Here is a 13,957-nt window from a genome sequence, read left to right as displayed (position 1 = left end):
GTCACTACTGGAGAATAGTGGTAAGTAGTGCTGGTGAAATATACGATGCACAATGGATCTCTGCGTAGCTTATGATGACGTACCCTCCCATGTCTCTGGGCATCTGTGTGCCTACATTCCTTCGTTCGGTCTAGTCATAAGGCAGAGGCTAGCGAAGCTCCTTTAGGGACTCTAGGTCGAATGGTGAAAATAATGCCAGCTTCTCCGTGTCATCCTGTTGTCTAGTTCTTTTAAGGGGATGTAGGGTTTTAAGCAGCCTCTACGAGACTGGGAATATCCCTCATCATTCGCTGTGCGTCAAACGCTTTGTGCTTCGTGCTGATTTCGTGTAATACTTTTAGTAGTTTCCCGCATAGAACCACGATGGATTGCTTCTTACGTAACGGATTAACCGTACGAGTTGTGTAATATTCATGCAGTTTGCGAAAGGCCTCATTATGGCGAATCATGGGCATCATCACTCGGAAAAGGAGGGCACGCAGCTTTCTTCTTCCTCGTTTGGAGATGCGTTTTTGTCCTTTGTGCTGACCGGAGGAATTTTCACGTAACGTTAATCCCGCGAGTTTGATTAGTTGGCGTGGATCTTGATAATGTAAAAAGCTACCGATTTCAGCTAAAAGATCAACGATAGTTGTGTCTCCAAGCCCCGGAACCGTTGAGAGCCATTCATATTCTACAGATGTTTTTACAAGCTCAACTAAGTGTTGCGTAATACTTTCGATATCTTGTTCTAGTTGATGGTAACGGCGGACAAGCGTGGTGATTTCAATACGGGCCATCTCGTGTCCTTCTGTTACTCCAATAGAGCTAGCAGCGATCTCAATAAGGCGCACTGCTTTTGGTTTTTGAGGGGATTTTAACCCATCGACCTTTCGATAAAGAGATAAAACTTCATCAGCTTGTTTCTGGTGAAGATCACTCGGAAATGGGGTACATTCTAGTGCGGCCATCGCCATCTTGCCAAATGTCGGAAAGACTTGAGTGAACTCAGGAAAATAGCGATCTAACCAGCGTATCATCATGTTTTTGACAGCACCTAATTCCTCTGTCAACTTACTTCTAAACGTTGATCCAGCACGAAGTTCAGCCTCCATACCTTTTAAGATACGTGGATAGCTAAAGCGTCCGTCTTTAACTAATCGAGCGATGACGAGCGCATCTTTACGGTCATGTTTCGTTGGCAGATTATCATCCAATTCCTTTGAACGCTTGACGTGCATTGGATTCGTCATGACAAGTGGAATGCCTCGCTCTTCTAAAAAATAAGCTAAGTTGAGCCAGTAATGGCCTGTTGGTTCAATACCAACAATCACTTCTGTTTTTTCATTTTCTTTCATTGCGGCCAAAACCCGTTGATAGAAAAGCTCAAAACCATCTCTAGATTGTGATACAGAGAATGACTTACGGAGCACTCGTCCACGGTCATCCACAAAGCAAGCGTAGTGCGTGCTCTTGGCAATATCGATTCCTACAACAAGTGTTCTTTCGGTGACTTGATTTATTTTCTGATTTTGTTTAAAATCCAATTTGGAGTCCTCCTTGGTTAACTAAGTTAGGGGTCAATTCTGCAGATTTGACACCCCGTATCATACCAAGAGGGCTCTTTTTTGTTCAAGTCCCCGAAAATCCTTCTAACAGGAATGCTCCTTAATATAATCTGAAAGTACCTCCATGTTGCTATATGTAGATGATTGTTTCCTTTTCAGCAAATAAATAGATCTGCTCGGAACAGGAACGTTTGCTTCAAATGGAACATTAATAACTTTCCCTTCAGATATTAGACGCTTTGCTACAGAATTGGGAAGAAAACCGACACCATGTCTGGAATGTAAAAATTTCAGAAGAAGAGAAACATGGTCAACCTGTAGTTGGTAATTTAGTTGATTCGAAGTGATCTTACTAAACCAATCTGAAAAAGACCCACCCCAGTCTAAATGAATATATAGATTACGTAAGTCCTCTGGTAGGACAAGAGGTTTCTTAAATCCAAATTGAGGATTAGCTACCAAAATAAAAGTATCTTCAATAATTAGCTCCATCGTAACTTTCGTATGATTGACAGGATAGAAGACAATTGCCATATCAATTAAGCCGTCAATCATTTTTCTGATAATAATATTGGAATGTTCAGTGATCATCCCAAGTGAGGTTTCTGACTGTGATTTTTGGAATGCATCTACTGCTTCGAATAATACATAATCCCATAAAGCATGAGTTGTCCCTATAACGATATGATTTTTATAGCTGTTTTCTACTTGTACAAGCTTTGTTCCTTCATCAGTAAGTTCCAATATTCTCTCTGTATAAGGGAGAAAAATAATTCCTGCCTCCGTTAGTTTAATGTTTCGCTTATCTCTTTCAAACAATTCTTTTCCAATGTGCCTCTCTAACATTTGTATTCTAGTTGTAACAGTTGATTGAACAACGTTTAAAAGTTCTGCGGTTCGAGTAAAACTTTTCGTATTTGCAACAAGAACAAAAGCTCTTAGTTGATCAATATCCATTAAAATGCCTCCTTCACTTATTTAAAATCTTGATAATACATATTTAAAATATTCGTTTTACAAATTCATTCACTTTCTCTAAGATTAACATTAATTCTAATTATTCAAAATATTAAAATTAATCACAGGAGGGATAAGGTGTACGATTGGAATGGTCTTATAAAAGCTCTCACTTGCATTAGGTGTGAACATCACTTGGAACCGGATGATTACTTTAAAGGGTGTCCCCGTTGTTTAGATGATGGGTACCCTGCCAGTTTAAAGATTCTGTTTGACTACAAGAATTCATGGGATATCGATCAAAAAGCAAGGGGGATGTTTCGATATATCGACCGATTACCCTACCGCTCATTTCCCACCCTCGGTGAAGGGGGAACGCCGGTCATTCATTTGGAAGGACTGGCGGATGAATTAGGTATCCCTGAGTTGTGGTTGAAAAATGAAGGACAAAATCCAACAGGATCCCACAAAGATAGAATGAGCCCTCTTATCGTTGCAAGGGCTGCTTCACTAAAACGAACAACAGTTGTCGCTGCTTCAAGTGGAAATGCAGGTGCGTCTTTGGCGGCCTATGCAGCAGCTGGTGGTCTGCAATGCAAAATTGTGACCACACCAAAAATTGGCCGAATCTGGGAGAAAGCAATTCGTACTTCAGGGGCAGAGATTATCAAAGTATCCAATTCAAAGGAAAGATGGGAGGTAATAAGAAATCAAGTAGAGAATGAGGGGGCCTATCCTGCTACAAACTACAGCTCCCCTCCAGTAGGAAGCAATCTGTTCGGTGTTCAAGGATATGTTACAGTTGCTTTTGAAATTGTTGAGCAAATGAAAGCTAACTTGCCAACTGCAATTATCATCCCTTGCACGAGAGGTGACCTGCTATGGGGGATATGGGAAGGGTTTATAGAAGCAAAGCGAATGGGGTGGATTAATTCAATTCCTCGTTTATATGCAGTAGAACCTTTTCCTCGTCTTTCACAAGTTCTTCAAGGAAGTGACTATCGAGAGGAATTTAAAGGGGATTCCAGTCAAATGCCTTCAATTGGAGGAAATACAGTTACCTACCAAGCGATGCACGCTATTAATTCATCAGGTGGAGGAGCCGTTTCTATTCCTAATATTGAAGTAGAACAAGCACAAAAGGACTTAGCAAAAAGAGGTTTATTTCTCGAAGGTTCCGCGGCGGTCACCTGGCCGGCAGCATCAAAATTGATTAAATTGGGAGAAATCAATAAAAATGACAAGGTTCTTCTTATGCTTACATCACACGGTTATAAAGGAGTATAAATAGCATTTTTATAAAAGGGGGAAAAAGAATGAAATTAGCCACCAGAACACTAATAGCTATTTTACTGGGTATTTTAACAGGATTGGGATTGAGCATATACACACCTGGAATTTACGAAATCTTAAATAACTACATTTTCGCTCCTGTTGGTGAATTGTTTATTAAGGCAATTAAGATGGTAGTGGTCCCATTAGTTTTTTCAGCAGTGGTTACCAGTATTGCGTCTGCAGGGACTCCTAAGAAACTTGGTCAAATGGGGCTAACCACCATTTCATTATTTGTCATTACCACTATTATTGCGTGTACAATTGGAATTTTAACGGCTATAGCAGTAGGACCTGGTAAAAACGTACAGTTACCCGATACTGCTTCTTTAGAACAAGGGGAAAATGGGGGGCATGGTAGTTCCACGTCTGGATCAGAAGAGGTACCAACAATAAGGGAAACGTTACTAGACATTATACCTAGTAATCCAATCGAAGCGATGGCTTCAGGAAACATGTTACAGGTTCTAACGTTTTCCTTGCTTTTTGGTATTGCATTGGCCCTTGTTGGAGAAAAAGGTCAAACAATAAAACACTTTATTTCACAATTAAATGAAGTGATGATGAAACTGGTTCTTATTTTTATGAAAGTCATACCTTTTGCTGCCTTTTCACTTGTCGCTACAGCTATGGGGACTGCTGGTCTTGATTTGGTTGGTTCGATGGCAAAATATGTAGTGTCTATTGTCCTTGGTTTGGTAATCTACGTGGTACTCACCTATGGTTCTATGATTTCTTTCTTTTCTAATTTACGTCCAGTTGCATTTTTACGTCAAATGATTCCTGCTATGGGCACAGCATTCGCTACAAGCAGTAGTGCAGCTTCGTTACCAATTACTAAGAGTTGTTGTGAAGAAGGATTAAAAATATCCAAGAATGTCAGTGCTTTTGTCCTTCCTCTTGGGATGACAATGAACATGAATGGTGCGTCTTTGAGCCATGGTGTTGCAGCCGTATTCGTAGCTCAACTGAATGGCATAGAACTTGGACTCATGCAATACCTTACAATCATTTTAATATCTCTTTTAGCCTCGGTTGGAGCACCAGCAATCCCAGGTGGTGGAATTGTATCACTTTCTATGATATTTCTAGCAGTGGGTCTCCCTATTGATGGTGTTGGAATCGCTATTATATTAGGGCTCTGGAGATTGGTAGATATGCCTTTAACCTCAGTCAACGTCTTAGGAGATGCGGTATGTGCGAGTGTCATTGATAGGCGTATGAATAAGATACCCGAGGTAGTACAGTCTAATGAGACCTTAAAGGCATAGTTACAAATATAAAATAAAAAGGAGAAATAAATATGGGGAAAGAAGTTCACACTAACCGCGCTCCTATGGCAATTGGCCCATATTCTCAGGCCTATCAAGTTGGTTCTTTTTTGTTTACATCCGGACAAATACCATTAACACCAGCAGGAGAAATAATAAATGGGAATATAATAGAGCAGACCCACCAGGCATTCAATAATCTCCGAGCAGTCTTAGAGGGTGGGGGAGCATGTCTAAACGACGTGGTAAAAGTAACAGTATTTATACCAACCTTAATGAGTTTACGAAGATTAATGAGGTTTATGCTTCTTATTTTGGAGACCATCGTCCTGCACGTTCATGTGTTGAAGTTTCACGGTTACCAAGAGATGTGGCAATAAAACTAGAGGCAATAGCCTTTTTGAATAACAATAGATAATTAAGAAAAGCCTGATAAGAATAAAAGCTCTGTTGCGATGGTATTCACAACAGAGCTTTTTAAGTTGTTTAGATTTTAGAATGAATTACAAAACAATTTAAATTACAACGATAACACCTGTCATTCCTTCTTCTTTATGACCCGGGATGGTGCAATAGAACTCATACGTCCCTTTCTGTAACGGAGTAAAAACTAATGTTGTCGTGTCTTTTGCAGGTGCATGTAAATGGAAATCTGGACTGTTTTCTCCATGTCCCGCATGCCCCACTTCAGTTTTCTCAACAGGAAACTCTTTAATTTCAATATCATGCTCAACAGAATCAAGGTTATCCAATGTAATGGAAGTCTGTTCTCCCTCTTTTACGATGATCTTTTGAGGGTTATAAAGAAAATTAGCTACCTGAACACGGATCATAGCATTTTCCGGCTGTATATCACTCGGTTGTTGAGACTTATCCTCTGGTTTGGATATATTTGATTCTGACTGGACTTGTACCTTACTGAACTGACTGCCGAATATCAACATACCGGAGAGGATAAGAAAGGCAAACGCAGGTTTGGTGTACCATATTCTGTTAGCTATTTCTTTTGTTTTAGCCTGAATTCTTAGTGCAGGAAATAATAACAAGAAGCTAACTGAAAGGGTAAGAAAAATATTAATGAGGGTGTGCGCCTGTACTGTTGAAACCATTTCTCCTAGCATCGCACCCATCATGCCACCCATAAGACCAGCCATTAGACCTTCTAAAAAGGCATAAACCCCAAATCCAAGACCGCAAATAGCTCCTCCAATAACACCAGCTAGTATAGCTAAGAGGGTAGAAAGATACAAATTTCCTTGTAACATAGTTCCGAATAGCAATCCGGCCGTTAGACCCACATTCATTCCTATAGTCATGGATAAAACCATGCCAGCCATGTTTTTTAGTCTGTTCCGAAAATAAAAAGACAAAAATGTAGCCAAAAGGATAATACAAACAAGTGTACCTAATACAAAATAATAAAAAATGTTCATCACATTCAACCCTCCTGTATTGCTACAATGATATGACTAAGCCGTACAAGCCATACCAAATTCTTTATATTTAATGAAAAACAGATGAACATATCTTTAGTAGTTTCTAAATAATTGATAAAAGGACAAAAAAGAATTCATAAGAGCGAAACCATGGATTAATATGAATGGGAATATAATTGTATGAAAAATATAAAGAATATAATTACGAGGAAGACATCATACAAATGAATTTGACTGACAGAGGAATTAATTACTTGCTGAAGATACTTCTTTAAACAAAAAATATTAAATTCACCTATTTACATACTATACTGGGGTATAATATAATGAACTCAAGGAGGTAATGATTATGGAAAATGAATTGTTGAAAGACGATCCAGAAATCACAGAAGATGACTGCTGTACGAGTGACAGAAAAAGCCATCATTCTGATAAAGTGAAGAAGAATTTGGTTAGCCGCTTAAATCGTATTGAGGGTCAAATTCGAGGTATTAAAGGGTTAATTGAACGAGATACTTACTGTGATGATGTCATTACTCAAATTGCGGCTACTCAGTCCGCTTTAAATAGTGTTGCAAGAATTCTTCTTGAAGGCCACCTAAGAAACTGCGTTGTGGAGAGGATTCAAGAGGGTGATATGGAAGTGTTAGACGAAGTACTAGTAACGGTTCAAAAATTAATGAAAAAATAAAAGGAGATGTTATCGATGGAAAAAATTACATTAAATGTTCAAGGTATGTCATGTGGTCACTGTGTAAAAACTATTGAGGGAAGTGTAGGGGAACTTAAAGGAGTTTCTAAAGTTAAAGTGAACCTTGAAGATAGTAAAGTGGATGTAGAATATAATGCAAGTGAAGTTTCTCTTAATACTATTAAAGAAACAATTGATGACCAAGGTTACGACGTTGAATAATACAAAAAGATGAGGTGCTATTATGTTATAGCACTCTCTCTTTTTCACAAAAACATACCCTGTATAGGTATAAGGAGTTGTGTATATGAGTGAAAATGTTCTTGTAAAAGAAAAAGTATCTGAGGACCAATTTCAAATCACGGGAATGACCTGTGCGGCCTGTGCGACCCGAATTGAAAAAGGTTTAAAAAAGATGGAAGGAGTTAAGGACGCTAACGTTAATCTAGCATTAGAAAAGGCCACTGTTAAATATGACTCAACTAAAATGGGCCCTGCTGAAATTCAGAAAAAAGTACAAGATCTAGGCTACGATGTAATAACTGAAAAGGCTGAACTTGTCTTGACAGGGATGACATGTGCAGCTTGTGCCACCCGCATTGAAAAAGGTCTAAATAAACTTGATGGTGTTATCCATGCGAATGTTAACCTTGCACTTGAAAAGGCATCAATAGAATATAATCCTTCTATTGTGACTACAAAGGACATGATTGAAAAAGTAGATAAATTAGGCTATGGTGCTACAGTAAAAACCAATGAAAACGAAAAGGAAACAGTGGATCAGCGCTTAAAAGAAATAGAAAATCAGCAGGGGAAATTTATCTTTTCGCTGATACTTTCCCTGCCACTCCTGTGGGCCATGGTAGGACATTTCAGCTTTACAGCGTTTATTTATGTACCAGATGCGCTTATGAATCCTTGGGTCCAGATGGCTTTAGCAACTCCTGTTCAGTTTTATATCGGAAAGCAGTTTTATGTAGGGGCATATAAAGCGTTAAGAAACTTTAGTGCCAACATGGATGTCCTAGTAGCACTTGGTACTTCAGCAGCTTATTTTTATAGTGTTTACCTTGCATTTGAAACGCTTGGTACAGATGTTCATTCAGTTGGATTATATTTCGAAACAAGTGCAATTCTAATTACATTAATTATTTTAGGGAAGTTATTTGAAGCGAAAGCAAAAGGTCGTTCTTCAGAAGCGATTAAGAAGTTGATGGGTTTACAAGCAAAAACAGCTAAAGTTTTACGTGAAGGGGAAGAAATTGAAATTCCCCTTGAAGAAGTAGTTGCAGGGGATATTGTGTTCGTTAAACCAGGTGAAAGTGTTCCTATCGATAAGACTGTTGGCGATAGTGTAATAGGTGCAACAATTAATAAAAATGGATTTATCAAAATTAAAGCCACAAAAGTTGGCAAAGATACAGCTCTTGCCCAAATTATCAAGGTGGTGGAAGAAGCTCAAGGCTCAAAAGCACCAATCCAACGTCTAGCTGATTCCATCTCGGGGATTTTCGTTCCCATTGTTGTCGGGATTGCAGTTGTGACATTTTTCGTGTGGTATATATGGGTGGCACCGGGGAATTTTGCAGAGGCATTAGAAAAACTGATTGCCGTTCTTGTTATAGCATGTCCTTGTGCCCTTGGTCTTGCAACTCCAACCTCCATAATGGCGGGTTCAGGCCGAGCTGCAGAGTTTGGAATTTTATTTAAAGGCGGGGAACATTTAGAGATGACCCACCGAATTGACACGGTTATTTTAGATAAAACAGGAACTATTACAAACGGTGCACCGGTTTTAACGGATGTAATCACTGATTTAAATGAAACGGAATTCTTAACACTAGTGGGAACTGCAGAGAAACAATCAGAACACCCACTTGCCGAGGCAATTGTAGAAGGGATAAAAGAAAAAAACATTAGTCTTGCAGAGGTTTCAGAATTTGAAGCTATTCCAGGATTCGGAATAAAAGCGATTGTTAACGGAAAAGAGATCCTTGTCGGGACTCGTCGTTTGATGAAAAAATACAATGTAGATGTAGATCATATTTTACCCATTATGGGAAATTTAGAAAAGCAAGGGAAAACAGCTATGCTAACAGCCATAGAAGGCAATTACGCTGGAATCGTTGCGGTGGCAGACACAATAAAAGAAACATCAACCCAAGCAATCCAGCGCCTAAAAGATATGGGTCTTGAAGTTATTATGATTACAGGTGACAATCAGGAAACAGCCAGAGCCATAGCAAAGCAGGCTGGGGTCGAAAATGTCATTGCAGAAGTATTGCCAGAAGGGAAGGCCGAGGAAGTAAAAAAACTTCAGCAACAAGGCAAGAAAGTAGCCATGGTAGGAGATGGCATTAACGATGCTCCTGCACTTGCCATAGCAGATATTGGGATGGCAATCGGAACAGGTACGGATGTGGCGATGGAAGCAGCGGATATAACTCTTATACGTGGAGATCTTAACAGCATTGCAGATGCTATCTTTATGAGTAAGAAGACCATTCGAAATATTAGACAGAATCTTTTCTGGGCATTTGCCTATAATACTCTAGGAATCCCAATAGCTGCTTTAGGTTTCTTGGCGCCCTGGCTTGCAGGAGCGGCAATGGCCTTCAGTTCTGTGTCAGTAGTTCTCAATGCATTACGTTTGCAACGAGTAAAATTATAGGGAGAAGTGTATATGAAAAAATGGGTAATTTCAGCACTAGTTTATCTTGTGGTTGTTGTTGGGGCATACTACGCATACTCTTCTATTGCAGGGGAGCCTACTGATGAGGCGGATCATTCCAATATGCAAATGGAAGATAAATAAAAGTATAGATTTAACTATATTGTTGTTACAACGGGTCCTTTTAAAGGACCTGTTTTTTTATGAGGAAATATTTTTTTATTAGATTATCAGGTATATATTTTACTAGATTGCCCATAATGATGGGCAGGGGGGAAGAAAAATGAAAAAATCATTACTATTAATTTTTATAGGATTAGTTCTATTGTTTAGCTTTTATGGAAAATATCGTGAGGTTCAAGCACAAGAGGAAAAAGTAATTAGTACAGTTAATACCATTAAAAAAGCTAAAGGCATTATTAGTGAGTGGACAATTTATTATAGTGAGGAAACGGAACTCATAAAAACACTAAAAGAATATAGAAAGATGGAAACAAGCCTTAAGCAGGATTATCCTAACTTCAAATGGATTGAAGATGATTCGAAGGAACACCATATAAAAATTACTGGCAGTGCTGTAGAAAACGTAAAGGAAAAGGAACTAATAACATTAACCGCATATAAATCTGGAGAAGGATACAAAGTTCTACAGACATATAGCTATACAAGTAAAAAGTGGTCGGAGAATACCTATTTTGACATTCTTCAAAAGTTGAACAACAAAAAGGATGTATTTTTTACTGTAAAGGCAAAATTAAGTGATTCAGGAATGACCGACTTAAACGAGAAAGCGAATTTATTATTGGACGAACTTTCATCGGTTCAAGTCGAAAGCTTAAAAGAAGAAGATTTTGTATCGATTTCAGCTTTTAATGACAATTGGGAATATTTCCTTCCTACTGCCAATCATAAAAAAATGAATCTACAGTTGGCACTAAGAAAAAATGTAGACGAATCTAAGATAAATCTAACTATTGGTAGTCCTATTATTACCGTGGAGTATTAAGATGAAAATTTAGTTAAACAAGAGTATGTTATTGGAACTCGAATGATCTTAATAGATTTAAAAGTTAAATTATTCGCGGCATAGTAGGAGAGCAAAGAGTATTAGAGTGACCGAAAACTCCCTAGACTTAAAATATGGCTTTGATAGATTGTCTTTTCAAAAGGAAAACGAGCTGTCACTGCTTAGGTTTTAATCGATTACTTTTTCCCAATTCAATCTTTATCTTCCTGCTCGAGTATAAATTTAAATCAAAAAACCATAACCTCATTAGGCACTTTTACATACACTAAAACAAAAATGCAATTGATCAATGGTAAGGAGAGGTTACATTTGATAATCGCCGAGTATGGTAGGGAATTGTCTAAAATAGGGAAAAGAATTTCTGATTTGAATAACCAAAATAAAAGGGAAGATAATATAATTCAAAAAATACTTAATCTTATTAATATATATGAAGAGGCGTTTAATCAATAAAAAAAGGTGGAAGCACCACTAGTTTTTAACCCTGAACATATAAAATTACTAGATTCATTTGAAGAACTAATTACTGCCTATGCAATACAGTTGAAATCAATCGACGTTAACAAAGAAATAAGTAAAATTGAGTTATATCTTAAGGGTAAAAGTAAAGAGGAAGAAGTAATTAGAAAAATAGGAACAATCTTAATATCACTACTCTCAAAATGTAGTAGTTTAGCTTTGAGCGAGAACTTGAAAGAGTTTTGGGAGTGAGGTTGATGGCTAAAAGTAAAGTAAAACAGAAATTAAAGATGACAATGATATATTAAAGATCCAATAAAAAAACAAATTGCAGTTACTCAGTGGATTCAAACAGTTGTGGTTATTGCCGAAGCTATTTTACTGACTATATTATATTCTTTAAACGGAGATTCTGAGGGGGAGAAAAAAATACTAAATGGAATTTGGGCCAAACAATAGGATAGTTGCTTGAAGCAACTGGAGTTACAAACCAAATAAACAATACAAACGAGTATTCTATTTTTAGTTCTCAAAAATAGCAGTAACAGGAGATATCGTCCAGTCAATTGGATCGGTACTACAGGCATTAGGTGGAGAAGAATTGCTGTTACAAGATGGTATAGGGAATTTATTCGAATCAATAATTCCCTAAGAAAATTTTATAAATGAAATGATTAGTTGGATGATTTTTACTGGGCCTATTTTTTAATTAAAAAGGGCTCTTTTTATTGTATTCTGCAAGGTTTGTGCATATATGTCTTAATGGCATTCATGAAGAACCTGGGGAAATAATAAATCCATGAATAAAAATTTGTAGTGTTTTGATTAAACATCAAGTGACGAATAATGGGTGAGAAATAACAACCTTTTCCTTACTGTCATTGGGAATAGATGTAGTTTCAAGATTTTAATTTTTCCTGAAGAAATGTTGAAACAACGGGAATAAATATGCAGTTTTTATGTAGTTTAAAACACTAAACCAAGGGAAAACTTAAAGTCGTAATGGACAAAAGGAGGTGTATTAAATATGAACCATGAACAATGTATTAAAGCATGCTTGGAATGTATGGAAGCGTGTAATGTTTGCTTCGATGCTTGTTTGAAAGAAAATCATATGATGGCAGATTGTATCCGCATGGATCGCCTATGTGCTGATATGTGTGAGTTTGCTGCAAAAGCAATGCAAACGAATAGTCCCTTTATCCAGCAAATCTGTCAGTTATGTGCTGATATTTGTGAGGCCTGTGGAAACGAATGTAAGAAACATAACCATGATCACTGCCAGAAATGCGCTGAAGTCTGCTTCAGATGTGCAGATGAATGCCGTAGAATGGCATCTTAATCACTTGAAATATTTTCTTTAAAAAGAAAAGACGGCCTCTTGAATGCTGAAGTATTCCTTTGGGAGCAGGTACTCAGCTGTAAGGGGTCGTTTTTTTTTACATACTACTTACTATCTAATTGTTCAAAATCGATTAGATATTTACTGGATAATACATCTGGCTCTAAAGGTATAGAAGTAAGGTTTCCAAAGTTTCCACCGTTACTATCATTTCTGCATGGTTTCTCTATATTTACCAAGTATGATAGTTATATCCCCACTGTTTACGGAAGGAAGAAATGGTGCTAGCTTCCTACCGCATATTTCACCCTGTTGTTCAGCTTTGGGTTGTTTACTAAATAACTGGTGTCTTAAGGGACGATTTTACGAAATAACCGGTGAATTCAAAATAAATATTTACATACTCATAATTTGCTTTTCACTAAATTTCATAATCTAGTAAGTAACCAGAGTGGAGATTTTTTGTAAATGATATGTATTATGTTATGAGCTTATCTATTCTGTTTTTTATATTGACTTTTTTATGGTGAAATTCTGGACCGAGGCTCAATCAGCGATATATCAAATGTGTTTATATTTTAAATGATCACTAAGATTAATCATTCTTGATTTAGATTGTTTTAACGAATTTATTTGTTTTTAAAAATTTTCTAATAAGAGAGGGGTTTCTTATGAAAAAAACGATTAAAATTGTTTTACTTGGTTTGCTACTATGGGCTTTTGTATTTACTGTAAACAAAGAGATTACAAAGTTTCAGTCTATCTCAAAAAGCACTGTAAATACTGAACAACTACCTCAAAAGAATTTTCAGAGACCTAGTTTTTCCTTAACGGGTTTGGATGGAAAGCAATATTCAACGGATGAAGTCTCTAAACCGCTGGTAATAAATTTTTGGGCTTCCTGGTGCGGACCTTGTAAAGTGGAAGCTCCAGAACTAGTGAAACTCTATCAAAAATATAATGATAAAGTCGAAATATTTGCAGTGAATCTTACAGAAGGGGATTCAAAAGAAGCTGCTAAAAAATTTGCTGATTCTTATGGTTTCCAATTTCCGGTGTTGTTGGACACGGATAACAAGGTTTCAGATATGTATAGGGTGACAGCAATTCCCACTACATACTTTGTCAACAGAGATGGTATTATCGTTGATCAGATATTGGGTTTTGGGGGTGTTGAATTATTTGAAGATAAATTTGAAAAATTAGCGAAAGAATAGGTGGACG

At 37.3% G+C, this 13,957-nt stretch carries 12 protein-coding genes and 1 pseudogene; 10 read left to right on the top strand and 3 right to left on the bottom strand.

Features of this window, described 5'->3' with window-relative positions:
• Window positions 1-248 precede the first annotated feature (248 nt).
• The gene (locus MKX65_RS26315) at window positions 249-1,526 is read right to left on the bottom strand and encodes an IS110 family transposase (protein WP_340906802.1); all 1,278 of its coding nucleotides are present in this window, start codon (window positions 1,524-1,526) and stop codon (window positions 249-251) included.
• A 105-nt stretch (window positions 1,527-1,631) separates the two neighbouring features.
• The gene (locus MKX65_RS26310) at window positions 1,632-2,504 is read right to left on the bottom strand and encodes a LysR family transcriptional regulator (protein WP_340906801.1); all 873 of its coding nucleotides are present in this window, start codon (window positions 2,502-2,504) and stop codon (window positions 1,632-1,634) included.
• A gap of 138 nt (window positions 2,505-2,642) precedes the next feature.
• Between MKX65_RS26310 and MKX65_RS26305 the strand changes: the two genes are divergently transcribed.
• From MKX65_RS26305 to MKX65_RS26295, 3 genes and pseudogenes are all read left to right on the top strand, one after another.
• Entirely contained in the window at window positions 2,643-3,791 is a 1,149-nt protein-coding gene (locus MKX65_RS26305; protein WP_340906800.1) for a threonine synthase, read from the top strand.
• Between the two features lie 29 nt (window positions 3,792-3,820).
• Complete coding sequence (locus MKX65_RS26300; RefSeq protein WP_160548476.1) at window positions 3,821-5,107, top strand: cation:dicarboxylate symporter family transporter; 1,287 nt, start codon at window positions 3,821-3,823, stop codon at window positions 5,105-5,107.
• A 32-nt stretch (window positions 5,108-5,139) separates the two neighbouring features.
• A pseudogene (locus MKX65_RS26295) lies at window positions 5,140-5,525 on the top strand (RidA family protein).
• Window positions 5,526-5,622: 97 nt separating this feature from the next.
• Here MKX65_RS26295 and MKX65_RS26290 read toward each other — a convergent pair.
• Window positions 5,623-6,540 (bottom strand): plastocyanin/azurin family copper-binding protein, encoded by a 918-nt coding sequence (locus MKX65_RS26290; protein WP_340906958.1) that lies wholly within the window; start codon window positions 6,538-6,540, stop codon window positions 5,623-5,625.
• Between the two features lie 346 nt (window positions 6,541-6,886).
• On the opposite strand from MKX65_RS26290, the gene MKX65_RS26285 reads away from it, so the two are divergent.
• From MKX65_RS26285 to MKX65_RS26255, 7 genes are all read left to right on the top strand, one after another.
• Window positions 6,887-7,234 carry a metal-sensing transcriptional repressor gene (locus MKX65_RS26285; RefSeq protein WP_160548478.1) on the top strand — a complete coding sequence of 116 codons (348 nt, stop codon included), beginning with the start codon at window positions 6,887-6,889 and terminating at the stop codon, window positions 7,232-7,234.
• Window positions 7,235-7,249: 15 nt separating this feature from the next.
• Window positions 7,250-7,456 carry a copper chaperone CopZ gene (gene copZ / locus MKX65_RS26280; RefSeq protein WP_340906797.1) on the top strand — a complete coding sequence of 69 codons (207 nt, stop codon included), beginning with the start codon at window positions 7,250-7,252 and terminating at the stop codon, window positions 7,454-7,456.
• Between the two features lie 85 nt (window positions 7,457-7,541).
• Complete coding sequence (locus tag MKX65_RS26275; protein ID WP_340906796.1) at window positions 7,542-9,905, top strand: heavy metal translocating P-type ATPase; 2,364 nt, start codon at window positions 7,542-7,544, stop codon at window positions 9,903-9,905.
• 12 nt (window positions 9,906-9,917) lie between these two features.
• Window positions 9,918-10,049 carry a hypothetical protein gene (locus MKX65_RS26270; RefSeq protein WP_340906795.1) on the top strand — a complete coding sequence of 44 codons (132 nt, stop codon included), beginning with the start codon at window positions 9,918-9,920 and terminating at the stop codon, window positions 10,047-10,049.
• A 139-nt stretch (window positions 10,050-10,188) separates the two neighbouring features.
• A complete protein-coding gene (locus tag MKX65_RS26265) occupies window positions 10,189-10,911 on the top strand; it encodes a YwmB family TATA-box binding protein (protein WP_160549846.1) in 723 nt (240 codons plus the stop codon).
• Window positions 10,912-12,418: 1,507 nt separating this feature from the next.
• Entirely contained in the window at window positions 12,419-12,733 is a 315-nt protein-coding gene (locus MKX65_RS26260) for a four-helix bundle copper-binding protein (RefSeq protein WP_340906793.1), read from the top strand.
• 671 nt (window positions 12,734-13,404) lie between these two features.
• A complete protein-coding gene (locus MKX65_RS26255; protein WP_160549843.1) occupies window positions 13,405-13,950 on the top strand; it encodes a redoxin domain-containing protein in 546 nt (181 codons plus the stop codon).
• The last annotated feature ends 7 nt before the right edge of the window (window positions 13,951-13,957 follow it).

Origin of the sequence: Robertmurraya sp. FSL R5-0851 (assembly GCF_038002965.1) — a bacterium.
GTDB classification, from domain to species: Bacteria; Bacillota; Bacilli; order Bacillales; family Cytobacillaceae; genus Robertmurraya_A; species Robertmurraya_A beringensis.
Note: the sequence above shows the minus strand (reverse complement) of the source record. Positions and strands in the feature narration are given on the sequence as shown.

Bases quoted from the DNA above. Each gene is read 5' to 3' on its own strand.
- MKX65_RS26310 (WP_340906801.1), bottom strand. From the start codon at position 2,504: ATGGATATTGATCAACTAAGAGCTTTTGTTCTTGTTGCAAATACGAAA.
- MKX65_RS26300 (WP_160548476.1), top strand. From the start codon at position 3,821: ATGAAATTAGCCACCAGAACACTAATAGCTATTTTACTGGGTATTTTA.
- MKX65_RS26290 (WP_340906958.1), bottom strand. From the start codon at position 6,540: ATGAACATTTTTTATTATTTTGTATTAGGTACACTTGTTTGTATTATC.
- MKX65_RS26285 (WP_160548478.1), top strand. From the start codon at position 6,887: ATGATTATGGAAAATGAATTGTTGAAAGACGATCCAGAAATCACAGAA.
- copZ (WP_340906797.1), top strand. From the start codon at position 7,250: ATGGAAAAAATTACATTAAATGTTCAAGGTATGTCATGTGGTCACTGT.
- MKX65_RS26275 (WP_340906796.1), top strand. From the start codon at position 7,542: ATGAGTGAAAATGTTCTTGTAAAAGAAAAAGTATCTGAGGACCAATTT.
- MKX65_RS26270 (WP_340906795.1), top strand. From the start codon at position 9,918: ATGAAAAAATGGGTAATTTCAGCACTAGTTTATCTTGTGGTTGTTGTT.
- MKX65_RS26265 (WP_160549846.1), top strand. From the start codon at position 10,189: ATGAAAAAATCATTACTATTAATTTTTATAGGATTAGTTCTATTGTTT.
- MKX65_RS26260 (WP_340906793.1), top strand. From the start codon at position 12,419: ATGAACCATGAACAATGTATTAAAGCATGCTTGGAATGTATGGAAGCG.
- MKX65_RS26255 (WP_160549843.1), top strand. From the start codon at position 13,405: ATGAAAAAAACGATTAAAATTGTTTTACTTGGTTTGCTACTATGGGCT.